Source organism: Mucilaginibacter sp. UYP27, from assembly GCF_040547175.1.
Classification (GTDB): Bacteria; Bacteroidota; Bacteroidia; order Sphingobacteriales; family Sphingobacteriaceae; genus Mucilaginibacter.
In genome coordinates this window covers 24,718-51,506 of sequence record NZ_JBEPPE010000006.1, presented here as the reverse complement: position 1 = coordinate 51,506, position 26,789 = coordinate 24,718, and the positions used below count along the sequence as shown (strand labels likewise).

Genomic DNA, 26,789 nt, shown 5'->3' with positions numbered 1-26,789 from the left:
GCTCCGCTTAAACAACCGGGAGTGCTAAGCCGCTAAATTGTCAAGGGTGGCGTAACAACTCCAAACAACAATCGCCATTTACATGCCCTTTACGATTTAGGGGCTGGGCTAACTTTGTGAGTGCGGTGTAATGCAACGATAGGCATTCAGAGACGATTTATTTATTCGTTAAACTAATAAATTACAAGCCGTGGTTATAGAAATTGTCACTATAAAAGGCATATAGCATTAGTCTATGTTCTTGCTTTTCTTTTAAGCCAGCTTTCTGGTTTTGCAGATGTAACGAGGTAGGAGTTACTCCTGGTTTTGCAGCGAGGCTGGCGGCGAATGAATATAGCGTGGATATGCGTGATGTAATGAGCCGCTTGCCGCAGCTGCATTACTCCAAAGAACAAATTACAAACTGCTAATAAGCAAATGTTGCTCATAGACCCTTTCAGCCACATTCAATAGCTGTTTTAGCGTACCTAACAATGCTCTTACCTTATTCCGATCTGCTTCGTACCCATCTTTATACCTGACATTCACATAGGCGTGTTTCAGTTCGTTAAACAGCATTAGATTCCCCGGTTCATCTGTCTTAAATACGATAACAAGATCAACTGTAAACATCTCGGTTATGGTCAATAACCTCGATAGGTTGTGATTGTTGATATCATAGTTCAGTACTGCACGCACCAAGGCGACCAAAATACACTCCGCACATTGATGCAGGCAGAAAAGGGCAGCGTTATCTGCATCTTGTTGTAAATGATATTTTGCACCGTTGTAAAAGTCTAATCCCAACCGGTGCCAGTGTTGCCATTGCGATGATGGATGTTGAACGGCAGATAAAGGCATGGCAGCGGGTAGTAATAACTCCCCAGACAAATAAACGGCCGGATGAATTAATGCGGTATTAAAAAACACGTTGCCACGCTTTAATCCCGTGAACAAGGCAGAGGCATGATGTACTAATGCTACAACGGTTGCCGTTTCCCGGCAACTGTCTTCTATCATACCTGCAAGGCTTTGTGCCAAGCGTTGTTCATCATTAGCGGTAAGTACAAGTAGGTATATTTTATCATTAGTTGCCGTACCCAAATAAATCACCGCCTGAACAGAGCTAACTTTATAAATGATGATGGAAAGAAGCTTGCTAATCAGTACACCTTGCTTATCCGGCATGGTGCTATTCAATTGGTATAATTTAGCAGCATAAACCTCCCGTTCGGCTTGTGAGAGATTAGCGGATAACGAAAACGGCACCCTGCCCATAGGAGCGTTGCATTTCAATGATGGCTTTGCCGATAGCCGCTGAAAAATAAACCATGCAGCCCCAAATAGCTTTTCCATGTTTTCGTTTACGGTCAGCAGGTCTAAAGGCTCTATAAATTCACGGGCGGGTTTGCTTGACAGGCCATGCTCCAGCCAATCGTAAAGCATCGCACGGTATTGAGGCAAAGTGTATTGGCTAAAAAAATCATTAAATAGCAGATACGGATTCTGCTGTTGTTCTTTGCTTAGCGATACCGGGTAATAACTCCATTCCATTTGTTCAAACGAAAGTTCATTTGCTATTACCATAACGTTAGGTTTGTCGGGCATATCTTTAATAAGATATGCTGCTTCGACCAAAGAAATTGTTAACTTATGAAAGTAAAGCAATCCCGATGGGCTACCTTTTTCATCCCGGTAAAAGTCCGGCTTCAATATGGTAAAACACCAGTTCTGTAACGTTTCTAAATGTCCCGGCAAACTATCGTGATCAAAAAAGGTCGTGATAACGCTTAACGGATTGTTAACCTGCTCGGGTGTCAGGTTAAGCGGGTAGAAATCCCAGTGGTTAAATTCTTCAGCCTGCATAAAATTTCGTTTTCACCTGTCGGCATTGGCAGGTATTCAAAATAAGTACACAATGCAGCCGTACCGAACCATAGCAAATTGTATTTTACAATGGCACTGTTGTTTGTTACATTTACATTTTATAATACATTTGATTATGGCAGAAACTACTTTACATATTGGCAGGAAAATAAGTCGCATTCGCGAGCTACGAGGTATGAAGCAGGAAGCACTTGCCGCCGAATTGGGTATAAGCCAGCAGGCGGTTTCAAAGATTGAGCAAAGTGTAGAGGTAGAAGAAACGGCGTTGGATAAGATTGCGGCAGCTTTAGGAGTTTCTGTATCCGTAATTAAAAATTTTGACGACCAGAAAGCAATTAATCTTTTTAATAACATTTACAATAATCAATTTCATGAAAATTCAACTGCTTTCATCTATCAACAATTCAATCCGATAGAGAAGGTTATTGAATTGTATGAACGCTTGTTAGCGAGCGAGCGTGAAAAAATTGAATTGATAAAAAATAAATAAAAAGCAGACTTTTATTACCACCCTACAACCTCTTTTTTTTAACAAGCTGTCTTAATATCTTGGCCGTAGAAAAGATGGCCCTTGCTAAAGCGCCTTGTCAATAGCCAATCTTATACGAAGTTTTTAATTCTTTGTGTTAGCTAAAAAGTCAATCATGCCAATTAAAAACTGTTTCTTTATTTTTGTGCTTATAATTTTTATACAATCGACATTATTGGCGCAAAATAAAATCCCTAAAGCTGAAAAATTGCAAGAAGATGTAGGCGATATTAAATTTGATCCGAAGATCGATAAAGCTGATTTTTATCTTTGCCACAAAGACTTTATCATACAGTATTACAACTTCGGAACAAGTTATAATGGAGGGGGGCGGGGTATTAAAGATTTTATCTATAAGCGATACCACTATGATTCGGCTTACAAGTTAGCTACGGGATTTATCACTATAAGGTTTGTAATAAATTGTAAAGGACAGACAGATCGGTTTCGCCTGTCTGAAATTGATAACCATTACCACCCAACTACATTTGACAATGGTCTGAAAAGGCAGTTGTTGAAAATTTGCAAAGCTCTAAATCAATGGATACCAGGTAAAGACAGCAAAGGCAATATTTACGACAGTTACTATTATATCAATTTTAAATTGGTAAAGGGCCAAATATTAAATATCACACCATGAAAAAACTTGCAGGTGTGTTTGTTTTGTCATTCCCGTTCTTAGTTCTGGCGCAAAATAATTGTAGTGTATATAAAGATGCCGCTCATAAAAAAGCTTGTGAGCTTTATAATCGGGCTATAGAAGCAAGTCAAGGAAGCAAAACTTCTCAAATCATTTTTTTGAATTCAATTGAAGCCTGTCCTTCTTTCGCGCCTTCTTTAAATGAAATGTCGGTTCCCTATTTAAAACGTGGCGATTTTTCTACATGGAAAGTATTGATGGATCAAGCTGTAAAGGCAGATCCTCAATATTTAAGTACCAGAGGTTGGTGTTTATTCAAATTTTTAAGAGACTATAAAAACTCTTTTCAGGATTTAAAAAGAGCGTATGATATCAATTCCGGTATTCCTGGATATTCCGGGGATGGTGATTATGATCTGCGAATTGTTATGGCCTTAAATCAGCGGGAGATGGGGAATTATAATTTGGCTATTAAATATTTCAATGAATGTATCCAGGATAATGAGAAGAAAAAGGTTGTTGGTTTATTCGATTATTTGCATCGTGGCGTAACAGAATATAAGTGCAAGAACTATCAAGCCGCTTTAAATGATCTGTTATTGGAAACAAAAAAGTATGAAAAATTAGCTGATACCTATTATTACCTTGGTTTAACATACTTTAAGTTAAAGTTAAACAGAAAGGGTAAACAAAATCTGTTAAAGGCTAAAGAACTGTATTTGCACTCAGGTTATTATCGAAATGACCCCTATTGTGAAGCATTGGATCAAGTATATTTAAGTGATATCAATAAGGCAATAAGGTCCCTCAAATAAGGGTTTTTTCAAATGGCATTTTATAGTCAGCGAAATGCCCCGCATGTAAAAGTCAACTTAATAAAAAGCATTAAATCGATGGCATGAAGTTTAGCGTGAATAATTAGACAACCTATTCGAAAGATATTTTCAATATTTCCAAAGCCTTTTTTTGCTCCCTAACCTTTCCTACGCGGATGGCATCGGTTAACGCAAGCATATCATATAACCGCTCATCATCTTTAACTGCCAGCACCTGGTTAGGGTATAAGGGAATAATGGCCTGTCCTTTTACTTTTCCGCCAGCATCCGGCCACACATATTGTTCGTCCGCTATAAAGAAATCTTTTAAAACAGATGCACTGTGTGCGGTTGGTAACCCGCGAAGGATCGGCCCAGGTTCAGCAGGAAATACGAATTTCAAACCATGTTCGATAAAACCATACAACCCGGTCTTGAAAACGATACGCTTATCGGGGCTGATTAATTTAGCGATCATTGAGCGGTTTAGAGATTCACTGATCTCCGAATTGCTGATATGTAAGCTCGCAGCAAGGTCTTTGCTTAACCAGTTTTTATCTGAACAAATGATCTTTAACAATACCACCACATCATGTGGCCGCATCCCGTTATGTGCTTTCATATACAAATTTAGCCATAATTCCTCAATTCGCAAAACGCGAATTTATTTTAATACGCTACCTTCTGTTTGTACGTGCTTGCTTTTGCTTTCTGCGGTTTCTGCCCAGAATAGCCTCGTCATCAATATCGTCACTTATTTGAATACCGCCTGTAGGATGGTTATCGCTATCCATAACAGTACCAGTATTGTCAGTGTCCAAATGAATTTCATTTGCCTTTGAATCGTCAGCTCTAAGTCCATTAGCTTCTTCTGTACCTCCGCTAAGGCCTGTTGGTTGTCCAGCGACAATTGATGTATCTGGTGCAAGGTTTTCAGGAAGTCCGTCACCTCGCCGTTCGTTACCGGCGGATTGGGCTTCTCCGTAGATTGCTTTTGTTCTGTCATTTGCAAGGCTAATCGCCTTGCTATCTCGGTCTTGCTCATAGTCGATAAATTTGATCAGCTCCGCCCACTTAAAGCGGTTACCTAATGCCTGTCCCTTTATCTTAAAGTCATTAATAAAATAAGTGATACCGCTAACCCTGCCGGTACTTGCCTGATTAAATAACAGGTAGATGCCACGCTTTTCACATTCTTTGATAAAACGCTGTAAGGGTACGCCGTGGGTGCCGACCAATGGATTAAGCAAGGCCTGTAATACACTTTTATCAGATGGATGGCCTGTCCTGATCGACTTTTCAATTTCGTTTTTGGTTAATGAACGCTGGGTTGCCAGTACGGGCTTGCCATTTGTTACATGGTTACTGTGTCCTATTGCTTTGTTGTTACCTTGTTGCTTTGATCTGTTGGTATTAGTGTCTAATGATCTATTGTTAGGGTGATCTTTGGGTATATTGTCACTCCGGTCTGAGGATATGTTGGTATGGCGATACTTTGTTATACTGCTATACTGATCTAATGGTATCAAGTTATATTGTTTTTCTAATCTGCGTAGTGCTGACTGGCTCTTATGATAGTTATTACTGTCGGATACTACTTTGCCATCGTAGGTAATACGGTTAACGAGCAGGTGGACATGAGGGTGGCCTGCATCATGGTGCCTGACAATCAGGTATTGGTTATCTTCATAACCCATTGTTTTCATATACGCCAAAGCCATTTCCAGTAGGCATTCATTAGTTAATTTATCCGGGCGTTCTTCTTTGGAAAAATTAAGGCTGGTATGCCACACGTATTTGGATAATGCCGGGCGTAATTCCCGGATCAGTTCAACTTCCTTTTTAATCATACCCGTAGACAGAGAAGAAAAGCTGGTTGCCAATAGTTCGGCACGTTGCCCGATGTCAGGATGGTCCATTTTCTTTAAGTTATAGCCTAACGCGCCCATAAAGTTGGAACCGAACTTTTCAACTGCGACCATCTAACAAATGACCAATAATAGATTGTTGCTGTGCCAGTAACCGGTTGAGTAGATCCAACAATAGCTGCGAATGGCCTTTATACATAAACCCGCTGTTAGCCCTACGGGCGAGCTGGTTAAGATTGTTCCCGATACGGTTTAATCCGGCGTATAACTGGTGGTCTGACTTGGGCATCACTTGCCTGGGGAAACTTCCTTTGAATAATTTATCCCTGACCATGACACCAATGGGTTTGCCACAGCTTTCGCTATAAGCCTCCAGTCTTTGATGCTCCGTTTCCGTTAAACGAAAGACGATTACTTTAGAGCGTTTATTGTCTTTATCTTTCCTTGGCCTGCTCATTCCTTAATGATTTAGGCCAAAGCTGCGTGATTAATAGAGTTATAATTGACAAGCTTTACGGTAGTACCGATAAATAAATCCCCCCAAGGAACCCAAATTAAAGTGCTTATTTATTTGGAATGCTGAACTTGGTGAAGTATCTCCCTACCCGATGATAAGTGAAGCGAACCCATCGGCAAGTCGTTTTGGTATCACCAAAACATAACTTGCTTTTCTTTGAAATACAAAAAATAATTGACGATAAATTTAGCTACTAAACAATCTTTTACTGTTTTAGAGCATACATACAGACTCAATAAGAATCTAATGCGAAATAACAACAACACCCAAACAGCGAGATGCCATAAAATATGTTTTTACGGTTTTCCGTATTGAAAGTTAAATAATACTATCTATCTTGCTAACAATTATTAACCTAAAATGCTCACAAATTTTCTCACAACAGATTTTTTGATTCTACAGTTCTCACTTAGTAATTGCCATGTGGAATTTCGCATTGACGAAAGGCTTTATCCTACAGTGGACCTACGCTGGAACTCTTTAAATTTGATGCACTAAACTGATACACCTTTTAGCATTCTGAATGAACATTAAATTAAAAATCCGATTTTAAAAAGATAATATAATATGCCAGAAGTAATTAATTTAAGAAAAGGCGACAAAGTCGCAGTTGGTTTTACAAATATAACGGTCGGCTTAGGGTGGGAACCTAACGAAGGCACAGGCGGAACATTTGATTTAGATGTTTCAGCAATTATGATTGATGAAAAAAGAAAAATGCCCAACAAAGATTACTTTGTTTTTTTCAATAATTTAACCTCACCAGACGGAGCGTTAACACATACCGGCGATGATCCAGATGGATCATCAAGTGACGGCGATGATGACGAATCTATAATTATTGACCTTTCAAAAATAAACCCGAGTGTTCAAGAAATCCTATTTGTTGTTACGATTGATAGTGCAGCTGAAAAGAAGCAAAATTTTGGCCAAGTTCGAGATTCGTATATAAGACTTGTTGATAATCACACTGGTAAAGAAGTAATGAAATATGAGTTAGGTGAGGACTTTTCAATCGAAACGGGCATTGAATTTGGGCGATTATACAAAAGAAACAATGATTGGAAATTCGACGCTTCTGGCATTGGATACAAAGAGGACTTAGCATTTTTTTTAAGTAAATATTTTTCAGGAACAATTCAGAAGTAACCCTACTATGCAAGAAGTAATAAATTTATCCAAGGGTCAAACAATAGACCTACGCAAAAATTCAAAAGGCGAGAGTGTTTATGACCTTTCACAAGTAACTATTGGTTTAGGTTGGGATGTTCGTCAAAAAGAAAGTGGCTTTTTGGGAAAACTCTTTGGTGGAGCAAAAGAAGAAGAATATGACCTTGATGCAATTGCATTTTTACTAGATGCAAATGGCAAAGTTGCCAATCTTGGAAGGACAAAGCAAGCCACCAATGGGCAAAACATCGGACTTTATGAAGGTGATGTTATTTTCTTTAATTCACTGAAACATCCGTCGGGCCATATCTGGCTTACGGGCGATAACAGAACTGGTGCTGGCGATGGAGATGATGAGCAAATTATTGTAAAATTGGATTCCTTAGATCATAAGTACCAAAGAATTCTTTTTGTAGTTTCTATTTACCAAGGCAAGAAAAACAATCAACATTTTGGTATGGTTGATAATGCCTTTATTAGAGCAGTCGATGCAAAAGGTAAAGAGATTGCGAAATTTAGTTTGTCTGGAGACGCCTCATTTAATGGCATGTGCTCGATGATATTCTCAGAAGTATATAGACACAACGGCGATTGGAAATTTAGAGCCATAGGGGAGCCTTACCAAACAGATAATTTTATTGATATTCTTAAAAAATACACCTCGTAAAATATAGCAATGAGAAGATTACCCGTATATCTACTTTTAGATACATCAGGCTCAATGGTGGGAGAACCAATAGAAGCCGTAAAAAATGGTGTACAAGTAATGATAAGCTCCCTTCGTTCAAATCCCCAGGCACAAGAAACCGCATTTATTTCCGTGGTTACTTTCGATAGTAGAGCGAGTCAAATAATTCCATTAACTGATTTGGGTTCTTTTCAAATGAAAGATATTCAAGCTTCAGGCGGAACTTCACTCGGTGAGGGGTTGAAATTGTTAAGTAATTGCATTGATAAAGAAATTACAAAAACCACTCCCGAAACCAAGGGCGATTGGAAACCATTAGTTTTTATAATGACTGACGGAATGCCAACTGATAGTTGGCAAACGGGACTTGCAGAATTCAAAAAAAGGAAAACTGGAATCGTCGTTGCTTGTGCTGCTGGTAGTGGTGCAGATACCAATATTTTAAAACAGATTACTGAAAATGTAGTCAGTTTAGATACTGCTGATAGTCAAAGCATTGCTAAATTCTTTGCTTGGGTAACTGCTTCTATTGGTGTTTCTTCAACAAAAGTGGAAGACAGTGGCAAAGAAGTTATAGGATTGAATGAACTACCGCCACCGCCATCTGAGCTAAACATTGTTGTGTAATGCGCAGATTACCTGTTTATTTTCTATTGGATACATCAGGCTCCATGAATGGAGAACCAATTCAAGCTTTAAACAACGCTTTAAGTGGAATGATAAATTCGTTGCGTTCAGATCCTCAAGCAGCCGAAACGCTTTGGATTAGCATAATAACATTTAATTCGACTGTTACTGAACTAGTCCCATTAACAGAATTGCCATCATTTCAGTTACCAGAGATCACTGATCCGATTGGAGCAACCTTAACAGGCAAGGCATTAGAGTTGTTATATCTAAAAGCAAGTACTGACATAAAAAAAGGAAATGCAAATCAAAAAGGAGATTGGAAACCTTTACTATTTTTAATAACAGACGGTAAACCATCTGATACAATGTTATATAATGAAATGATTCCCAAAATAAAAATGTTAAATTTTGGTGTAATTGTCGGCTGTGCCGTTGGCCGTTTAGCAGATGATTCCAAGTTAAAAGAACTTACAGATAACGTAGTTCATTTGGCAACAGCAGATAGCACAACATTAAAGCAATTTTTTAGATGGGTCTCGGATACAATTGAACAAGGAAATAAAAGTATGGGGACGACTGATTCTGTAGCTCTGCCCCCACCACCTCTGGAAGTTGTACAAGTATTATGAGAATAGTTTTATCGTTGTTGCTAAATGTGTTGGTAATAGGATTGTTTTTGTATTCTAAGCTATTGCCTTATAAAGATAAATTGGATAGTAGGTATAAAGGGATTTTCAACTTCTTTAGTGGTGTTTTTACTCCGGTTTTGAATTTTATAAAAAAACTTGTTACACCATTCCAGGTTGGCCAGGGCCTGTCCGTTGATTTAACACAAATAATAGTGTTGATTATACTTTTAATACTTTTAAATTTAAGATAGAATATGAGACGTTTGCCGGTTTATTTTTTAATTGACGTTTCCGAATCTATGATCGGCGACCCAATTCAACAAGTAGAAGAAGGGTTGGCAACAATAATTAAAAGCCTTAAAGCAGAACCTACAGCGATAGAAACAGTTTGGATTTCTATCATAATTTTTGCTGGACAAGCAAAAACTCTCGTGCCATTGCAAGAGTTGATAAACTTTTACCCGCCAAAATTCCCAATCGGAAGTGGTACCTCTTTAAGTAAAGGTTTAGGGCATCTAATGTTTGAGTTGCGGAAAAATACGATAAAAACGAGTCATGAAGTAAAAGGCGATTGGAAACCCATAGTGTATTTATTTACCGACGGCGTTCCAACCGACAATACCACAAATGCGATTAGAGAATGGAGGCAAAATTGGGAAAGAGCAACTAATTTAGTTGCAATATCATTCGGTTGCGAAACAGACAATCAGCAATTGAACGAGCTAACCGACAACGTTTTACATTTCAACAATACTGATTCAAGCGCCTACAAGAAATTTTTCAAGTGGGTTACAGATTCCATTAAAACAAGTAGCGAAAGTGTTGAAATTAATAAAACAGGGTTTGAATTAGCCAAAGTAGATGAGAATACGCTCTCTAAGATTGACCTGTCTAAAAATAGGAAAACCGAATCCATAGATAATAATTTTGTCGTCTTATCCGCAAAATGCCAAAAATCGAAGCGGCCTTATTTAATGAAATATAAGCGGCACGTTTCAATTAATGGCAATGGTGACATTGACAAAGACTATAGATTAGTTGGAGCGTTTCAAGTTGATAATAATTATTTCGAACTATCTGATGAAACTACTACAAATCTCAGGATAAATACTGAAGAGTTGTTAGGCGCGCCAACTTGTCCGTGTTGCGGAAATCAATTTGCATTTGCAGCTTGTGTATGTGGCAAATTACATTGCATCGGTAATGAAACTACCAGCATATGTCCTTGGTGCGGAAACGAAGGTACTTACGGTTTTGGTAGTGGTGGATTTGATGTAAATCGCACACAAGGATAAACCTTATGGAAATAAAAGCTTATATACAAAACTTACTGAATGCAAAAAGCAATGAAATCAAAAATGACAGAATTAAATTATTAGATGAATTTGCAAATAATCCAATTAATACAGCATTGGTTAAATTGATCTTTGAAAATCAATCAAAAATTATGGTAAACTGGGATAAACAAAATAGGCTTGCTGATATAAATAATCAACACATAATAATACCTAATGCAAAAGAGTTTGTACCATATTCTGCCAAATTAGATTTTATAGCCCTCAAATTAAATGATATAGTTGATGTGAAATTTGAAGGTCTGGAAGAGTTAGGATTAACATTTAATAAAGAAATAGATACAATTGAAGGGACGCCATCCAAAAGTGGCGATGTGAAATTTAAACTTCTTTTTCATTTAAAGGGTGACGAAGAAACTCAACCTTTAAATGAAAAATTAATATCATTGGTAATTAATCCTGATCCTAAAAGTTTGTGGAAATTGCAACCAAGCGATCAAAATGCAATTTTTGCAAAACCTGATGATGTAGATATTTTTGATGGCTTAGGAGAAAAAAATATTGTTGTTTCTTCAAAGCGAGGAAGAAGTCACGGAAAAGAGGGCAGCTCAAGAGATGATGATTTCGCTTTTAAACATTTTCATGATTCGAAGTGGTCATTGATTGTTTTAAGCGATGGTGCTGGTAGTGCATTTCTTGCGAGAGCAGGTTCTAAAATAGCTTGTGAGTCAGTCATAGAATACTTTAAAAATGTTGCAGACATTGAAAAAGCAAAAGAGTTTGAGGATAAAATTTTCGAATTCAGCAAAGATCAAACAGAGGAGAAATTAAAAGAGATACAAATTTTATCAAAGCAAAACTTGTACAAAGCAAGCGTTTATGTCCATAATAAACTGAAAGAATTTGCTGCTCAAACTTCTTTATCTAATCCTGAGCTTTTTAATAACCCAAAGGCAAAATCCAGTCTGGAGTATTTTCATTCAACTTTGATTTTCGCGCTATTCAAGAAATTCGATTTCGGCTACATAATACAAAGTTTTGGAGTTGGGGATTGCCCTATTGCAGTAATGAATAAAGAATTAACTGAAACAACTTTACTTAATTGGTTAGATGTAGGTGAATATGGAGGAGGAACGCGATTTATCACTCAACCTGAAATTTTTCAAAAACAGGAAGTGATGATAACTCGGTTCAACTTAAAAATTATAGAAGACTTTTCATATTTGTTTTTAATGACAGATGGCGTATATGACGCAAAATTCGTTGTGGAAGCCAATCTTGATAAACATGAAAAATGGATTGAATTTTTAAAAGATTTAGACGGAAATAACGAAGATAACAGCAAAGTTGAATTTAATAAAAATAATGCTAAAATAGGCCCTGATTTATCAAAATGGATGGATTTTTGGAGCGCTGGGAATCACGATGATAGAACTTTAGCAATAGTTTTCTAAAAGATATATATGCCAACTATTACTTTAAAGTCGATCTTAGATATTTCAAAAAACTACCAATATGTGGATGACGGCGATCCCATGCGTGGAGGTATGAAAGATGTCTATTTCAGCCCGGATAAATCTTATGTGGTCGCATTTTACAGAGCAAAATTAGATTTTAATGCGAAGGAAAGATTGAGGTTGATTACTTCAAAATACAAAGATGATTTTTTTAATAGAGACGGGGGTGAATTTTGGAAAACATTATACTGTTGGCCTTATGATATTGTAGAAAAAGATGGCTTAACAGGAATTATTGTCCCTGCTTATAACAAACGTTTTTTCTTTAAACAGGGTTATGCAAGCAATGACATTTTAAGAGGTAAAGAAAAAAATGGTAAATGGTTTGCAAGCGCCAAATTTAGAGCAGTAGCTTCTAAAACAAAATTGGATATTTCTGAGCTTGGCAACTGGTTAAGTTATTTTCAAGTTTGTGTAAATATCGCAAGAGGAGTAAAACGCTTGCATAGCGCTGGATTGGCTCACTCTGATCTTTCATACAATAATGTTTTAATCGATCCTACTAATGGCTCTGGCGCTAATATTATCGATATTGATGGGTTAGTTGTTCCTGGGAAGTTTGCACCTGATGTAATAGGCACGGCTGACTTTATTGCTCCAGAAGTATTGTCTACGAAACATCTAAACAAGACCCACACTGACAGAAAACTTCCAAATAGACATACGGATTTACATGCATTAGCGGTGCTAATTTATATGTACCTGTTATATAGGCACCCTCTAAGAGGAGGGAATTATTTTGGACAGATAGACGAAATTGAAGAAGAAAACTTTTTAATGGGTTCAAAAGCTCTTTTTATTGAACATCCTACCGACAACAAAAACAGAAATTTTAAGAGAGAATACGGTGAAAATCTAAATAAATTTTATCCTTGGACAGATTTGTCAAAAACCCCATACACAATAACAGGCCCATATCTAAAAGAACTTTTTGACCAAGCATTTATAAAAGGTTTGCACAGCCCGAATGAGAGGCCAACGGCTGACGCTTGGGAACAAGCGTTAATAAAAACCAATGATTTAAAATTGGAGTGTAGTAATAAAAATTGTGACCAGAAATGGTTTGTTTTTAATAACACAAATAATACAAAATGCCCATTTTGTAGCACGAAATACAACAATACAATTCCTGTTTTAGATCTATTTTACCAATTCAGACCAAATGTTTGGAATCCGGAAAATCAAAGAATTGTAGTCTATCATAATGCAACCTTACATCAATGGCACTCAAATAGGAATATAATTAGAAATGAAAAACTGACTGAAAAAGAAAAAGTAAGTGATGGTTACTTTGCATACCATAACAATAAATGGGTTTTTGTAAACCAAAAGCTTACTTATTTAAAAGATGTTACAGAGGATAAGCAAATTGCTATTGGGGCAATGGTAGAAATTACAAATGGTAAACGGCTTTTATTTTCCAAAGAAGATGGTGGAAGAGTAGCGGTAATAACAATAGCAAACAACTAATTAGCAATTATATGCAAGAATTATTACAACAAATTCTGGATAACCCAGGTGCATCACTGGCAATTATCGGAAATCTTATTATCATAGAAAGTTTACTATCGGTAGATAACGCGGCTGTATTGGCAACCATGGTAATGGACTTACCGGAAAAACAAAGGGATAAAGCATTAAAATACGGAATTTGGGGTGCTTATATTTTTCGAGGGTTAGCAATGATTTTCGCATCAGTGTTATTGAAATTTTGGTTTTTAAAACCTATAGGCGGACTTTATTTATTATACTTGGTATATGGTTATTGGAAAGGAAAACAAACCGAATCAGCAGAAGACGATTTTGTAGATAAAAATGGAAATTGGTTGTATAAAGCAACGGTTGGTTCGCTTGGCAGTTTTTGGGCAACAGTTTGTTTAGTTGAATTAATGGATATGGCATTTTCTATAGATAATGTATTTGCAGCAGTAGCATTTACTCCAAATATAATTCTTGTTTGTGTAGGTGTTTTTATAGGCATTTTAGCAATGAGATTTATTGCACAATGGTTTGTTAAACTTATGGAAAAGTATAATTTTCTTGAAACAGCGGCATTTGTTGTAATAGCAGTGCTTGGAATTAAACTAACACTTTCTTTATTCGAGCATTTTTATCCTGAAAGTGGTTTCAGCAAATTTTTATCAAGTCATGCTGCAGATATAGGGATTTCTGTTTTAACAGTAGCCATTTTCTTTATTCCAATTCTGACGAGTATGTTTTTCAACTTTCCAAAAAAGCAGAATTTAGAAGAAAGCAATTGACTCCCTACCTATAAAGTATTTGGTGGCAGGTGCTTTGAAACAGGCAGCCCCGTTTCCTTTCGGGCCAGAGCATGTCGTATTTAGTATCAACGTAAAGAATAATGAAAAGAAGGCACGCGACCATCTTAACAGCAACCTTGATACCGCTGCCGCAGATTGACCTTTAACTATAAAAGCCGAACTAAGGAAAAAAAGGCGGCTAAATTCCTAACCGCCTTTTAAACCCTATTGGGTGGCCCTATATCGTTGTTTATCGCCGCAGCAAGCCCCAAGTCATTCTCAAAAATGTTCAGGCTTTGTAAGGCGTCGGCTGCCTTTGTAGGTTAACCTTGCCAACTTGATTAGCCTGCACGGAATCGAACCCCGCTTAAGCAACTTGTAATTCATTCAATAGCTTCAATTGCTCCACTAAGCGGTTCGAATTATGTCCAGTCTGGGGAGCTTGAAAATCAATGACTTAACCCCCACTCTGGCGAGTGGGGGTTTTTCTTTGCAGAAAATTTGCAGAAGATTCTCACAAAAAAACCAGTACCTCTTTTTTGCAGAACTTTGTTATTACGCCGATTGATAGTTAGTATTGCTACGAAATGGCGGATTATTGGTTTCTTATTGGCCAAATTTAAGGGTGTTATTTAATAAAAAGCCGTTAAAAGGGCTATTGTACGGTAAAATAGGCCACCTGGGGATGGATGTCTACGAGTATGAGAAAGACTTGTTCCACACTGATCATGAGCACTACAGTCTAAAGATCCGCTACTCTAAAAACTGATGAACTATGAGAACGCTTACCCTCACCAGGCTTTTTGACCATTGAAGCCTTAGTTCAAATTGCCAAAGAAATGATCAGGAACCTCTATTGCTGGCAAAAGGAAAAAAAATTGACTATTCCTGACGGCACTCTAAAAAGCCAGGAAGCAGCAAATTGACTGGGAACGTAAGGGCATAAACACCCCAAATCTTTTTAAAGCAATTGGCGTAGATTATTAGAGAAGGCTTAGGTTGCCTCAAATTGCGTTTCAGTCCCATTTGTTACAGCGGAGAGTTGTAGACGATAAATAAACTACAATCAGCGAGGAGTGACTTAAATCATATTTTGACTTGTTTATCATCATGCCTTTCCAGTATCGCTTTGACTAAATTTGTTACCGCAATACTAAAAATCTGATGTACTATAAATTAATTATAGCTTTAGACGGGTTGTATTGTGTTACATTTATCAAACTTTTCTTTCTACTCCTAATTATTCCATACTCAATCTGGCGTTAATTGCCAATAAACCAACAAGCGTGCAAAACGGTAAAATATCAGGGTTAACAATGTCAAGAGTTATAAATGTTAACGACGAGCAAACGATGTTTATCGAAGCAGCAGGACTAACCGGTGTTGCCACTGACCAGTACCTCGTCGTATTGAAAGCATTTGGCGATACCACTTCCTATCTGAAAGAGGATAATTTTAATTTTAAATTAAGCGAACTATTACCTGATGAAGTAGCTACATTCGTAAAAGCAGCAGCACATAAAGCCTTAACCTCGAAGCAACGGGTGACCCTACAAGACCTGGATTTTGAAGGTAACCATTCCGTAAACATCGTCATAAACCCAGTTTTTAACGGCAACTCGAAGCCGCAGCAGTTGCTCATCCTGTTTACAACGAACAAAAAAAAACTGAAAGATAATTCTTTGATCGGCCCCGGAGATATGAGGCAACTCACCCGCGAACACCTGGCCAGTTTGGAACAAGAACTCACTGATGCCAAAAGCAACCTGGAAGTAGCCTATGAATCCATAAATTTTTCCAATGAAAATATTCAGGCTTATAATGAGGAATTACAGTCTGCCAACGAGGAAATGCAAAGCGCGAATGAGGAACTGCAATCTGTCAATGAAGAATTACAAACGATTAATAAGGAACAGCAGGAAACTAATGCGGAATTGACCGAATCAAATGATGACCTGAATAACTATTTCCGAAGTAATACCAATGGTCAGTTATTTGTTGACAATAACCTATTATTAAAAAAATATTCCCCGGGTGCTTTAAAACATATTAATCTACGGGAAAGCGACATTGGCAGGCCATTGGCGGATATCAGCACAAATATCAAATTTGAAACGCTGATCGCAGATATCCTGCAAATCATGCAGGACGGCCAAACCATTACCAGGGAGGCGGAATCTTCCGAAGGGAAAACATATCAGGTCATGACCATGCCCTATATTCGGCAGAACACGGGAAAAACGGACGGCGCTATTATCAGCTTTTATGATATTAGCGAACTAAAGAAATTATTGGCTGCGCTTGGTATCAGTAATAAAAGCCTGACCGACTCTGTTACTGCAATCGAATTGAGCAGCGAAATAATAAGCAAATCCCTCGAAAAGGAAAAACACCTGAATATGCTGAAAAGCCGCTTTGTGTCAATGGCTTCGCATGAATTTAAAACGCCCCTCACATCTATTCAGCTTTCTGCTGAACTGATTGGAAGACTTGCACAGGACTTGGATCATACCATCATTAAAAAATATACGGAAACCATCAAAAATGCCACTAAAAACCTGACTAATATCTTAAATGACTTTTTATCCCTTGAACTACTGGAAACCGGTAAAATCAATCCTATTCTCAGCGAATTCGATGTAGTAAAATTCGCAGAAGATATAACCGAAGACATGCAGTCCCTAGCCAAAAAAGAGCAGCAGATCATATTTCGCCATACCGGGCAGGGCCATTTAGTTAAGCTTAATCCATCGTTGCTCAAAAACTGCATCATCAACCTGATTAGCAACGCGATCAAATATTCCGGCCCAGATTCGCTGATCGAGTTTCGCACCAAGACCACCGGGAAATATTTGACTATCATTATCAAGGATAACGGCATTGGTATACCTAAAGAAGACCAGCAGCATTTATTCGAAGCCTTCTTCCGCGCGCACAATGCCGGAAATATTCAGGGAACAGGGTTAGGCCTGAATATCGTCACGCGCTATGTTGGGTTAATGAATGGAAAGGTCAGGTTTAAAAGTCAGGTGAATAAAGGAACTACTTTCACGATCACATTTCCTATACGCCCAGATTTTCCGATTAATTAACTTATTACTACCGCCTTTTTGAGCATACTACCAATATTAAGATATTTAAACCATTGAAAATAAATTAATTAATTAATACATTATAATAGCAATATATTTACCAGCTACCAACTATAAGTTGTGTTAGTATAAACCAGAAATACCATGGCTAAGATTATCGATCAACAGTATATTATAGCCATTGGCGCATCCGCCGGAGGCTTGGAAGCTATTTCTGCCTTTTTTGATTATACTCCGCTGGACTCCGTATCTTATATCCTGATCCAGCACCTATCTGCAGATTTTAAAAGCCAAATGGTGCAAATATTGGCTCAACATAGTAAATTACAGGTTGTCGAGGCTATTGAAAATGTGGATATCAAAGCCAATACGGTTTACCTGATACCAAGTTCGAAGTTTATGGCCGTTAAAAAAGGCCAGCTGATCCTTTCAGACAAAAAAGATCAACCAAGGCCACACATGACGATCGACTATTTCTTTACGTCGTTGGCCAAGGAACGCGGCAACAAGGCTATCGGAATTGTTTTATCAGGTACTGGCGATGATGGTTCGAAAGGAATTGAAGCGATCAAACATGCTGGCGGTATGGTGTTAATTCAAGATCCTACTACCGCGAGTTTCAAAGCCATGCCACTGGCTGCTATAGCGACTGACTGTGCTGATATGATCCTTTCACCCCAAGCTATGCCCCAGGTCATCGAAGACTATGTGAAGGATGGCATTCTTGAGCTTTTGACAGACCAACCCACTGAACAGATCAGCGAAAAGGAACTTGAAGACATATTCAGCTTGATCAAAGACAACCTGCCTTTGGATTTCTCCGACTATAAACGCCCTACGATCATTCGTCGGATCAAACGGCGAATGGTGAACTATAACCTTAACAAAGTAGATAAATACTACCAATTCTTAAAAGGGAATGCGACAGAGATCACCTTATTGGCCAATGATTTTCTGATCAGTGTGACTTCCTTCTTCCGCGACCCGGAAGCGTTTAAGATCATCGAAGAAACCGTTATCCCGGATATCATCAAAAAAAACAATACTGATGTGTTAAAAATTTGGGTGGCCGGTTGCGCCACCGGCGAAGAAGCGTATTCCTTGGCGATACTTATCAAGGAATATTTAAATAAAAACAGCAAAAATATCGAAGTCAAAATATTTGCATCAGATATAAGCAAAGCGGCACTGGATACCGCTTCAAAGGGAGTTTATCCAGAAAGCATCACCAAAACAGTATCCAAGGAAAGACTTCAACAATTTTTTGACAGGGAAGGAACATCATACAAAGTCAAGCACGAGATCCGGAAAATGCTGATCTTCGCCCAGCATGACCTGACGAAAAATCCACCTTATTGTAACATCGATTTGATCAGCTGCCGTAACCTGTTAATTTATCTCAATACCGCTTTACAGCAAAAGGTATTTGCCATGTTGCATTTCGGGCTAAAAGAAGGTGGTTTTGTTTTTTTAGGGCCCAGCGAGAGTGCTACTGTTCTTAAGGATAGCTTTACCGAAATCAGTGGTAAATGGAATATATTCAAAAGTAATAAAGCCGGGCGGGCTATCCGATTCGATACATTTTCGTCGCACCGGATCAAAGAATTAAAGACCACTACCATCGAAGTAAGCAAAAAGAACAGCGCTCCAGTATCCAAATCTGAGCTCGAAGACCAGGTTAATTCAGCTTTGCTAAAAGAAGGCGATTTTAACGGCGTTTGTACCGACGAAAATCTCTCGGTCGTTCGGTCTTTTGGCAATACAAAACCTTATCTAAAAAATATCAATTTCAATCACAACCTGAACGACCTATTGCCGCAGCATATTTCCATCGCCTTTAAGGCGGCTGCTCACAAAGCCCTGAAACTAAACGAACGGGTTATAATGAACCAACTGGATATCGAAGCTAATGGTAGATCAAAGCATACGATCAATATCATTTTGAACCCGTTTAATATAACCGGATCAGCAGAACGTTTACTGTTGGTGTTGTTTACAGAAAGCCAGAGCAAAATAGCCGGGGAAAATGTGATCCGTATGGAAGATATCAATGAAGCGACCAAAGAACACCTGATCAGTCTCGAACAGGAGGTAGCCCAGTTAAAACACACACTTGGTGTGGCCTATGAACACATCGCCTCTTCTAATGAAAATATGTCGTCCTTTAATGAAGAGCTGCAATCCGCTAACGAAGAAATGCAGTCCGCCAATGAGGAAATGCAAAGTTCGAACGAAGAGTTGCAATCGGTGAATGAGGAATTGCAAACGGTCAATAAGGATCATCAGCAGACTATTGACGATTTAACGGATCTGAATGACGACCTGAACAATTATTTTCGCAGCAATACCAACGGCCAGTTATTTGTTGACAGGGAGCTGCTGCTAAAAAGATATTCGCCCGGTGCGGTAAAACACATCAATATTCGCGAGGGCGATATTGGTCGCCCGCTAAGCAATATCACTACGAATATAAAATCTGAAACCCTGATAGATGATATAAAGAAAGTCATTGATGATGAGGTGCCCATTACCCGCGAAGCGGCAGCTACTGACGGAAAGATCTACCAGGTGATGACCATGCCCTACTTGAAGAAAAATAGCAAAAAAGCCGACGGGGCAATTATCAGTTTCTATGACATCACGGAATTAAAAAAACTATTGCAGGAATTGGATATCAGCAATAAAAGCCTGGATATCAGCAACCGGAGCCTGGATAGCAGTAATAAGAGCCTATTAAGGATTAACGCCGACCTGAACAACTTTGTATTTGGCGCCTCACATGACCTGAATGCACCTATCGTCAATATTGGAATGCTACTGGAGATCCTTAATGATAAGTTGAATACAAAAGACCCGGAGGTTATGGAACTATCCGGGATGATGAATAAGGCGGTAATCAATTTCAAAGCCATTATCAGCGATCTGGCTAAGGTAGGCTTTATCGAATCGGAATATGAAGTTGAGAGTCTGGAAAATTTCCCGGAGATTTTTAAGGAGATCAAAGAGACGCTATCAGAAAAAATCAAGGTTTCGAAAGCGATTTTTCATACGGATTTCAGAAAAAAAGAAGTTCGGTTCGCTAAAAAAAACCTGCGAAGTGTAATGTTTAACCTGATCACGAATGCATTAAAGTTCAGCTCACCCGATCGTGTGCCGGAAATCAGCATCAAAACTGAACTAGAAGGTGATTATAACGTATTAACGATCACTGATAACGGCATCGGCATTACAAAAGATGAGATAGACCATATTTTTAAAAAGTATAAACGAGTCAATGAAACTGCCGAAGGAACAGGCATCGGATTATATTTGATCCGAAAGATCGTCAATGCATCCGGCGGTAAGATCGAAGTGGAATGCGATTCAGGCAAAGGCTGCTCTTTTAAAGTATTTTTTAAAATGATAGCAGAACCGATAGTAATACCAACAACCATTTTATAAAGTAGCTGAAATTTAAAAAAACTAACCAGTAATTAATTTAACTTAGTTATACTTTAGCCAGTACATTTATTTAAAACTAAAACAGAATCCAGCCACTTAAGAGGTTTCTTTCCCTTTTTGATTTTCATAAAGCAAAGTATTTATCCGTCATACCCGGCTTCATGATCGAGCTTATCTACTTGTTTTCGCAGAATGATTATCAACTTGGATTGCTGTCTACCTGTTGCCTTATGTTGTTACTTTCCTTAATTGGTCTTTCACTAATAAGTTGTAGTTAACCCTCCGAATCTAAAAACCAAAGTTCCGCTTCAGCGATCGCTTTTCTTAAAGCAATTTTTATTTCTATGCCCTCTTGAGCATAACCAGATGCCAGGTCGAGCGCCTTTTCCTTTACCTCTGGCCGAAGGTCTTTCAATTGATCATCGAACCCTTCAAATTTTCCTACATTCATCATCGGCTCCCTTCAATTTTACTAAATACTATCTACAATAGTAGTGCATTTATCTTCGGTATTTCGAACAAACTCGCCTGACCAGTTTTTGTTATCAGGTTTGTTCACTTAAGAAGCTTCGTATTTAAAACAAACTAAGAATAATTATGTTACATTTATTACTGCTATTCCATCGTTTCTTTCTCTTAATTCACTCAAAAAATCATGGCTAAAATTGTCGATAAACAGTACATTATAGCCATTGGTGCTTCTGCCGGCGGCTTGGAAGCAATTTCCGCATTTTTCGATTATACCCCGCTTGACGCGGTTTCCTATATCTTAATACAGCACCTGTCCTCTGATTTTAAAAGCCAGATGGCCCACTTACTGGCACAACATAGCAAACTGGAAGTTATCGAGGCAGTTGAAAACGTGGATATTAAGCCTAATACCGTCTACCTGATCCCAAGTTCCAAATTCATGACCGTTGAAAACGGCAGGCTCTTACTATCTGATAAAAAAGATCAGTCCCGTCCATATATGACGATTGATTACTTTTTTACTTCCCTGGCGAAAGAGCGAGGAGATAAGGCCATAGGGGTCATACTGTCCGGTACAGGCAATGATGGTTCAAATGGGATTGAAGCCATCAAAAATGCCGGGGGCCTTGTGCTTGTTCAGGAACCTGCCACTGCAGCCTTTGATGGGATGCCACTGGCGGCTATCGCTACTGATTCTGCCGACTTGGTCCTGTCACCGGAGGCTATGCCTAAGATTATTGAAAATTATGTAAAAGAGGGCAAACTAATATTACCTACGGGTCAAAAACCGGACGATATTACTGAGGAGATGCTTGGGCAGATATTCAACCTTATCAAAGCGAACCTACCAATGGATTTTTCGGAATATAAGCGTCCGACCATTATCAGGAGGATCACTAAGCGAATGGCCGAGCACAATTTTAATCAGGTAAGTAAATACTATAATTATTTAAAAGATAACCACTCGGAAATCGGGTTGCTGGCAAATGATTTTTTGATCAGTGTAACATCCTTTTTCCGTGACCCTGATGCTTTTAAGATCATCGAAAAAAAAGTAATCCCTGATATCATCAAAAACAACAACGAAATATTGAAGATATGGATAGCTGGTTGCGCGACGGGAGAAGAAGCATATTCGATGGCTATTCTTATGAAAGAATATTTGACGCTACACCCAAAAGAACTTGAAATTAAAATATTTGCAACGGATATCAGTAAACCCGCTTTGGATACCGCATCTAAAGGCATTTATCCAATTACAATAGAAAAAACAGTTTCCAAAGAAAGGTTAAATAAATACTTTACAAAAGATGGCGCATCTTACAAAATTAAGCACGAGATCAGAAAAATGCTGGTATTTGCCCAGCATAACCTGGTTAAAAACCCACCTTACTGCAATATCGACCTGATCAGCTGCCGGAATTTACTCATCTATCTAAACCCGGTATCGCAGAAAAAAGTGTTTGCCATGATGCATTTTGGATTAAAACAAAATGGCTACCTATTCCTGGGCCCCAGTGAAAATTCCGGCACATTAAAAGAAGATTTTGAAGAGATCAATACAAAATGGAACATACTTAAAAGTAGTAAAACCGGGCGTGCGGTCAGGTTTGATTCTTTTTCGTCTCATGTGGTCGAAGGGGCAAAAATAAATAATAAAGAAGTGAATAAAAAGACACTTCTTCCGGCTTCCAGATCTGCTTTGGAGGAACAGATCAATTCCTTCCTATATAAAGAATCCGGCCTTACCGGTATTTGTACTGATGAAAACCTGTCGGTGATCCAATCATTCGGTGATATTAATTCCTACCTTAAAAATGAAAATTTTAATTTCGATTTGAATACGCTTCTTCCAGACAGTATATCTATTATTTTTAAGGCGGCGGCCCATAAGGCGTTGATGCTGGATGAAAGAGTGTTACTAAAAGAAGTAACCATTGAAGATGCCGAAAATTTAAAAAGTACTATAGTCAATATCACCATTAGCCCCTTTTATGTAAACAATTCGGAGAAACGGTTGCTGCTTGTCATTTTGTCAGAGTCAAAAACGGTTGCCAGGGAAGAAAATATTATCAGCCCAGCGGATATCAATGAGATCACTAAAGAGCATTTGATCAGTATGGAAATGGAAATTGCCGAATTAAAACATAGTCTCGCAGTAGCTCAAGAGAGTATAGCGTCCTCGGATGAAAATATGCAATCTTACAACGAAGAGCTGCAATCGGCTAATGAAGAAATGCAATCATCCAATGAGGAGATGCAAAGTACCAATGAAGAACTTCAATCCGTTAACGAGGAACTACAGACCATCAATAAGGAACACCAGATGACCATTGATGAATTAACCGACCTTAACGACGACCTGAATAATTACTTTCGCAGCAACACCAACGGCCAGCTTTTTGTAGACCGTGACCTGCTCTTAAAAAGATATTCTCCAGGAGCGGTAAAGCACATCAATATACGCGAGAGTGATATTGGTCGTCCCCTCAGCAACATCACTACCAATATAAAATTTGAGACGTTAATGGATGATATCAAACAAGTAATTTTGGAAGAGACAACCATTACCAGAGAAGCGGAAGACGTTGACGGTAAGATATATCAGGTAATGACTATGCCTTATTTGAAAAAGGGCAGTAAAAAAGCAGACGGAGCCATTGTTACTTTTTACGATATTTCAGAACTTAAAAAGTTATTAAATAACCTGGATATAAGCAACGTCAGGTTACAGAAATCAATCAAAACTTCGGAAGATGGAAAAGCGGAAGTAAGCCTGTCTTTGGAAAAGGAAAAAGAATTAGGTGTCTTGAAAAGCCGTTTTGTTTCAATGGCATCGCATGAGTTCCGGACACCCTTAAGTTCGATACAGTTATCAGCTTCGCTGATCGATAAATATGCAAAGCCATTTGACAATGCCAATATCAACAAACATGTCGGTAAAATAAAGATTTCTGTTGGTAACCTAACCGCCATTCTGAATGACTTTTTATCCCTGGAAAAATTGGAAAGTGGAAAAGTAGAACCATCGCGAACACTGTTTGACATCGTTGAATTCGGTGAAAACATCACCGAGGAAATGCAGATGATCTCAAAGCAAAACCAAAAGATCATTTTCCAGCACTCCGGCACCACCAGTAAAGTGAAGATGGATCAGTCCTTATTAAAGAACTGCGTGATAAATTTGATTAGTAACGCGATCAAATATTCCGGTGAAGAAACATTTATCGAATTCAATTCAACTATAAAGGATGGCGTATTAACGCTGGTAGTAAAGGATAATGGGATAGGTATTCCAGATGATGATCAGAAACACCTTTTCGAGGCGTTTTTTAGGGCCCATAATACGGGAACTATTCCCGGGACTGGTTTGGGTTTAAATATCGTAACCAGGTATACTAACCTTATGAATGGACAGATAAAATTTGAAAGCAAAGTAAACAAAGGGACGACTTTTACGCTTGCTTTTCAAATATAATGATGTTATACATGCCTTTCTTTGGTGCAAAGTACATGATTTGGTAAACTGACGTCCAGAAAGTGCTCAATAGATAGAATTAAAAGTTAGTGTTGCTGACCTCAAGAAAAATTGATGAATATAAGCACACAAAAGGCTGGATTTACATAGTCAGGAGCGGATTAAGTTCCAATATTTTTCTTTCGAAAAGGGATTTCCGGAAACCATTTTACAAAAACACCTAAAGAATCGATCTGAAGCTTTCTTTCGGCAGTTCGACGGAAATCTTTTGAAAGAATCAAGCTCGTTAAGCAATGTATCTTTTGCAAATTGTTAGCAGTAGCCAGCTGTTCTTCAAGTCCCTCATTTTTATTGAATCAGCCAAACGTTCAGCAGATAGTTGTTTACCTTATTCTTTGCTGTTTGAGACTGGGTAGGATACTTCCGGTACATCTTTCCCGTTTATTAAGTCCCACTTTCATTTCGAGTTGATCCATACTATTATCAAAATAGTTACGAAGTAAATTAAATGATTAAGATCATTTAATAGCGTGCTGTATATCAAATTATTATTTAAAGAGGTAGGATAACTTCGCTGCATTAATAATTAAATGCCGCATGAAAAAAGAAAATCAAATCAGTACCTTATTTCTTGACATCGGCGGCGTTTTGCTCACTAAGCCTTATTTCAGTGCTCATGAATAAGCTTGCTAAAGACTGTCTCCTTACCATAAATGGAGGTTCCTCAAGTATAAAATATGCTTTATATGAAATTAACGGTACGCTTAATCAATTACTTTCCGGCGAAATGGAAGGCATCGGAAGCGGTGATGCCAAACTCAGCTTTATACATTTAGAAAGTAGCCAAAGTCATCAGGTTAACATCCCTGTCGCTGACCACAATGAAGCCTCAAATTGGCTGATTAACTGGCTGGAAGAGGAAACCGAATTTATAAGGGTGAAGGCAATAGGCCACCGCATAGTTCAGGGTATGGAACATACCGCGCCAGAAAAGATTACCGACAGGCTATTGAAAGAACTAAAGGACATAAGCCCTTATGATCCTGAACATTTGCCGGTCGAGATCAAATTGATCGAAGTATTTAGAAAACGCTATCCGAATATTCACCAGGTAGCTTGCTTCGACACTTCTTTCCACGCATCAATGCCAGATCTTGCCAAGCTGATACCCATCCCGTTAAAATATCGTGATAAAGGGGTTAAACGATATGGTTTCCACGGACTGTCTTATTCCTACCTAATGCAAGAGTTTGAACGGACCGCAGGAACTGAAAAAGCAAAAGGAAAGCTCATTATAGCCCACCTGGGCAGCGGGGCGAGCCTCGCTGCTGTAAAAGAGGGGAAAAGCATGGATACCAGTATGGGATTTACACCAGCATCCGGCCTAACGATGAGTACCCGCACCGGCGACCTTGATCCGGGCGTAGCCTGGTATTTGCAAAAGTTTGAAAAGCTTACTCCCGGGCAATTTAACCATTTGGTCAATCATGAATCAGGTTTATTAGCCATATCGGGTACTACGGCAAATATGCAGCAACTTCTTCAAATTCAACATGACGACCAACGTGCCGCACAGGCCGTTGATTTCTTTTGCTACCAGTGTATAAAATGGATAGGTGCATTTACCGCTGTGCTTGGTGGTTTGGATAACCTGATATTTTCGGGCGGTATTGGCGAACATGCACCCGAAATACGGCAGCGGATTTGCAGCGGGCTCCAATTTTTAGGGATTGAATTGGATAAAAATAAAAATAAAAACAGTGATGCCGTTATTTCAGCCGATGCCAGCAAGGTATTGGTCAGGGTGATCAAAACCAATGAAGAATTAATGATCGCGAGGTCAGTATGTACTATTTTGAATTATAACATTAACCCATAAATA

General features: G+C 38.4%; 22 protein-coding genes. 17 read left to right on the top strand and 5 right to left on the bottom strand.

The features are described from left to right. Window positions 1-396: 396 nt before the first annotated feature. Complete coding sequence (locus tag ABIB39_RS17750; protein WP_354431514.1) at window positions 397-1,845, bottom strand: HEPN domain-containing protein; 1,449 nt, start codon at window positions 1,843-1,845, stop codon at window positions 397-399. Between the two features lie 136 nt (window positions 1,846-1,981). On the opposite strand from ABIB39_RS17750, the gene ABIB39_RS17745 reads away from it, so the two are divergent. The 3 genes from ABIB39_RS17745 to ABIB39_RS17735 all read left to right on the top strand — a co-directional run bounded on the left by ABIB39_RS17745 (window position 1,982) and on the right by ABIB39_RS17735 (window position 3,850). Continuing rightward, window positions 1,982-2,356 carry a helix-turn-helix domain-containing protein gene (locus ABIB39_RS17745; protein ID WP_354431513.1) on the top strand — a complete coding sequence of 125 codons (375 nt, stop codon included), beginning with the start codon at window positions 1,982-1,984 and terminating at the stop codon, window positions 2,354-2,356. A 154-nt stretch (window positions 2,357-2,510) separates the two neighbouring features. Then, window positions 2,511-3,035, top strand: a complete 525-nt coding sequence (locus tag ABIB39_RS17740; protein ID WP_354431512.1) for a hypothetical protein — start codon at window positions 2,511-2,513, stop codon at window positions 3,033-3,035. Next, window positions 3,032-3,850, top strand: a complete 819-nt coding sequence (locus ABIB39_RS17735; protein WP_354431511.1) for a tetratricopeptide repeat protein — start codon at window positions 3,032-3,034, stop codon at window positions 3,848-3,850. The genes ABIB39_RS17740 and ABIB39_RS17735 overlap by 4 nt, the downstream gene beginning before the upstream one ends. Before the next feature lie 112 nt (window positions 3,851-3,962). Here the strand turns inward: ABIB39_RS17735 and ABIB39_RS17730 are convergent, their stop codons facing one another. From ABIB39_RS17730 to ABIB39_RS17720, 3 genes are read right to left on the bottom strand one after another with little or no spacing between them, the layout of a single operon-like run. Further along, complete coding sequence (locus ABIB39_RS17730) at window positions 3,963-4,472, bottom strand: hypothetical protein (RefSeq protein ID WP_354431510.1); 510 nt, start codon at window positions 4,470-4,472, stop codon at window positions 3,963-3,965. A gap of 55 nt (window positions 4,473-4,527) precedes the next feature. Further along, on the bottom strand, window positions 4,528-5,832 hold the full coding sequence (locus ABIB39_RS17725; RefSeq protein WP_354431509.1) for a relaxase/mobilization nuclease domain-containing protein: 1,305 nt from the start codon (window positions 5,830-5,832) through the stop codon (window positions 4,528-4,530). Beyond that, window positions 5,819-6,175, bottom strand: coding sequence for a plasmid mobilization protein (locus ABIB39_RS17720; protein WP_354431508.1), 357 nt, complete (start codon window positions 6,173-6,175; stop codon window positions 5,819-5,821). The genes ABIB39_RS17725 and ABIB39_RS17720 overlap by 14 nt, the downstream gene beginning before the upstream one ends. A gap of 627 nt (window positions 6,176-6,802) precedes the next feature. On the opposite strand from ABIB39_RS17720, the gene ABIB39_RS17715 reads away from it, so the two are divergent. From ABIB39_RS17715 to ABIB39_RS17660, 12 genes are all read left to right on the top strand, one after another. Then, on the top strand, window positions 6,803-7,384 hold the full coding sequence (locus tag ABIB39_RS17715; protein ID WP_354431507.1) for a TerD family protein: 582 nt from the start codon (window positions 6,803-6,805) through the stop codon (window positions 7,382-7,384). Window positions 7,385-7,391: 7 nt separating this feature from the next. Continuing rightward, window positions 7,392-8,072: a TerD family protein gene (locus ABIB39_RS17710; protein WP_354431506.1), complete on the top strand. Its 681-nt coding sequence runs from the start codon at window positions 7,392-7,394 to the stop codon at window positions 8,070-8,072. 9 nt (window positions 8,073-8,081) lie between these two features. Further along, window positions 8,082-8,720 (top strand): vWA domain-containing protein, encoded by a 639-nt coding sequence (locus ABIB39_RS17705; protein WP_354431505.1) that lies wholly within the window; start codon window positions 8,082-8,084, stop codon window positions 8,718-8,720. Continuing rightward, entirely contained in the window at window positions 8,720-9,352 is a 633-nt protein-coding gene (locus ABIB39_RS17700) for a vWA domain-containing protein (protein ID WP_354431504.1), read from the top strand. Before ABIB39_RS17705 ends, ABIB39_RS17700 begins: the two co-directional genes overlap by 1 nt. A 254-nt stretch (window positions 9,353-9,606) precedes the next feature. Further along, window positions 9,607-10,647, top strand: a complete 1,041-nt coding sequence (locus ABIB39_RS17695) for a TerY-C metal binding domain-containing protein (protein ID WP_354431503.1) — start codon at window positions 9,607-9,609, stop codon at window positions 10,645-10,647. 5 nt (window positions 10,648-10,652) lie between these two features. Continuing rightward, complete coding sequence (locus ABIB39_RS17690; RefSeq protein ID WP_354431502.1) at window positions 10,653-12,101, top strand: PP2C family serine/threonine-protein phosphatase; 1,449 nt, start codon at window positions 10,653-10,655, stop codon at window positions 12,099-12,101. Between the two features lie 9 nt (window positions 12,102-12,110). Next, window positions 12,111-13,634 carry a helix-hairpin-helix domain-containing protein gene (locus ABIB39_RS17685; protein ID WP_354431501.1) on the top strand — a complete coding sequence of 508 codons (1,524 nt, stop codon included), beginning with the start codon at window positions 12,111-12,113 and terminating at the stop codon, window positions 13,632-13,634. Between the two features lie 11 nt (window positions 13,635-13,645). Next, window positions 13,646-14,425, top strand: a complete 780-nt coding sequence (locus ABIB39_RS17680; protein WP_354431500.1) for a DUF475 domain-containing protein — start codon at window positions 13,646-13,648, stop codon at window positions 14,423-14,425. Between the two features lie 22 nt (window positions 14,426-14,447). Further along, window positions 14,448-14,585: a hypothetical protein gene (locus ABIB39_RS17675; protein ID WP_354431499.1), complete on the top strand. Its 138-nt coding sequence runs from the start codon at window positions 14,448-14,450 to the stop codon at window positions 14,583-14,585. A 465-nt stretch (window positions 14,586-15,050) separates the two neighbouring features. Beyond that, window positions 15,051-15,194 carry a hypothetical protein gene (locus ABIB39_RS17670; RefSeq protein ID WP_354431498.1) on the top strand — a complete coding sequence of 48 codons (144 nt, stop codon included), beginning with the start codon at window positions 15,051-15,053 and terminating at the stop codon, window positions 15,192-15,194. A 547-nt stretch (window positions 15,195-15,741) separates the two neighbouring features. Continuing rightward, window positions 15,742-17,517: an ATP-binding protein gene (locus ABIB39_RS17665; protein WP_354431497.1), complete on the top strand. Its 1,776-nt coding sequence runs from the start codon at window positions 15,742-15,744 to the stop codon at window positions 17,515-17,517. A gap of 144 nt (window positions 17,518-17,661) precedes the next feature. Beyond that, on the top strand, window positions 17,662-20,958 hold the full coding sequence (locus tag ABIB39_RS17660; protein ID WP_354431496.1) for a CheR family methyltransferase: 3,297 nt from the start codon (window positions 17,662-17,664) through the stop codon (window positions 20,956-20,958). A 274-nt stretch (window positions 20,959-21,232) separates the two neighbouring features. Here ABIB39_RS17660 and ABIB39_RS17655 read toward each other — a convergent pair whose 3' ends face one another. Then, window positions 21,233-21,412 carry a hypothetical protein gene (locus tag ABIB39_RS17655; RefSeq protein ID WP_348052384.1) on the bottom strand — a complete coding sequence of 60 codons (180 nt, stop codon included), beginning with the start codon at window positions 21,410-21,412 and terminating at the stop codon, window positions 21,233-21,235. A 201-nt stretch (window positions 21,413-21,613) separates the two neighbouring features. On the opposite strand from ABIB39_RS17655, the gene ABIB39_RS17650 reads away from it, so the two are divergent. Together ABIB39_RS17650 and ABIB39_RS17645 are read left to right on the top strand one after the other, a co-directional pair. Further along, window positions 21,614-24,907 (top strand): CheR family methyltransferase, encoded by a 3,294-nt coding sequence (locus ABIB39_RS17650; RefSeq protein ID WP_354431495.1) that lies wholly within the window; start codon window positions 21,614-21,616, stop codon window positions 24,905-24,907. 676 nt (window positions 24,908-25,583) lie between these two features. Next, window positions 25,584-26,786 (top strand): acetate/propionate family kinase, encoded by a 1,203-nt coding sequence (locus tag ABIB39_RS17645; protein ID WP_354431494.1) that lies wholly within the window; start codon window positions 25,584-25,586, stop codon window positions 26,784-26,786. Window positions 26,787-26,789 lie beyond the last annotated feature (3 nt).

Excerpts from the sequence above, each read along its gene's own strand:
- ABIB39_RS17750 (WP_354431514.1), bottom strand. The coding sequence starts at position 1,845 with ATGCAGGCTGAAGAATTTAACCACTGGGATTTCTACCCGCTTAACCTG.
- ABIB39_RS17745 (WP_354431513.1), top strand. The coding sequence starts at position 1,982 with ATGGCAGAAACTACTTTACATATTGGCAGGAAAATAAGTCGCATTCGC.
- ABIB39_RS17740 (WP_354431512.1), top strand. The coding sequence starts at position 2,511 with ATGCCAATTAAAAACTGTTTCTTTATTTTTGTGCTTATAATTTTTATA.
- ABIB39_RS17735 (WP_354431511.1), top strand. The coding sequence starts at position 3,032 with ATGAAAAAACTTGCAGGTGTGTTTGTTTTGTCATTCCCGTTCTTAGTT.
- ABIB39_RS17730 (WP_354431510.1), bottom strand. The coding sequence starts at position 4,472 with ATGAAAGCACATAACGGGATGCGGCCACATGATGTGGTGGTATTGTTA.
- ABIB39_RS17725 (WP_354431509.1), bottom strand. The coding sequence starts at position 5,832 with ATGGTCGCAGTTGAAAAGTTCGGTTCCAACTTTATGGGCGCGTTAGGC.
- ABIB39_RS17720 (WP_354431508.1), bottom strand. The coding sequence starts at position 6,175 with ATGAGCAGGCCAAGGAAAGATAAAGACAATAAACGCTCTAAAGTAATC.
- ABIB39_RS17715 (WP_354431507.1), top strand. The coding sequence starts at position 6,803 with ATGCCAGAAGTAATTAATTTAAGAAAAGGCGACAAAGTCGCAGTTGGT.
- ABIB39_RS17710 (WP_354431506.1), top strand. The coding sequence starts at position 7,392 with ATGCAAGAAGTAATAAATTTATCCAAGGGTCAAACAATAGACCTACGC.
- ABIB39_RS17705 (WP_354431505.1), top strand. The coding sequence starts at position 8,082 with ATGAGAAGATTACCCGTATATCTACTTTTAGATACATCAGGCTCAATG.
- ABIB39_RS17700 (WP_354431504.1), top strand. The coding sequence starts at position 8,720 with ATGCGCAGATTACCTGTTTATTTTCTATTGGATACATCAGGCTCCATG.
- ABIB39_RS17695 (WP_354431503.1), top strand. The coding sequence starts at position 9,607 with ATGAGACGTTTGCCGGTTTATTTTTTAATTGACGTTTCCGAATCTATG.
- ABIB39_RS17690 (WP_354431502.1), top strand. The coding sequence starts at position 10,653 with ATGGAAATAAAAGCTTATATACAAAACTTACTGAATGCAAAAAGCAAT.
- ABIB39_RS17685 (WP_354431501.1), top strand. The coding sequence starts at position 12,111 with ATGCCAACTATTACTTTAAAGTCGATCTTAGATATTTCAAAAAACTAC.
- ABIB39_RS17680 (WP_354431500.1), top strand. The coding sequence starts at position 13,646 with ATGCAAGAATTATTACAACAAATTCTGGATAACCCAGGTGCATCACTG.
- ABIB39_RS17665 (WP_354431497.1), top strand. The coding sequence starts at position 15,742 with ATGTCAAGAGTTATAAATGTTAACGACGAGCAAACGATGTTTATCGAA.
- ABIB39_RS17660 (WP_354431496.1), top strand. The coding sequence starts at position 17,662 with ATGGCTAAGATTATCGATCAACAGTATATTATAGCCATTGGCGCATCC.
- ABIB39_RS17655 (WP_348052384.1), bottom strand. The coding sequence starts at position 21,412 with ATGATGAATGTAGGAAAATTTGAAGGGTTCGATGATCAATTGAAAGAC.
- ABIB39_RS17650 (WP_354431495.1), top strand. The coding sequence starts at position 21,614 with ATGGCTAAAATTGTCGATAAACAGTACATTATAGCCATTGGTGCTTCT.
- ABIB39_RS17645 (WP_354431494.1), top strand. The coding sequence starts at position 25,584 with ATGAATAAGCTTGCTAAAGACTGTCTCCTTACCATAAATGGAGGTTCC.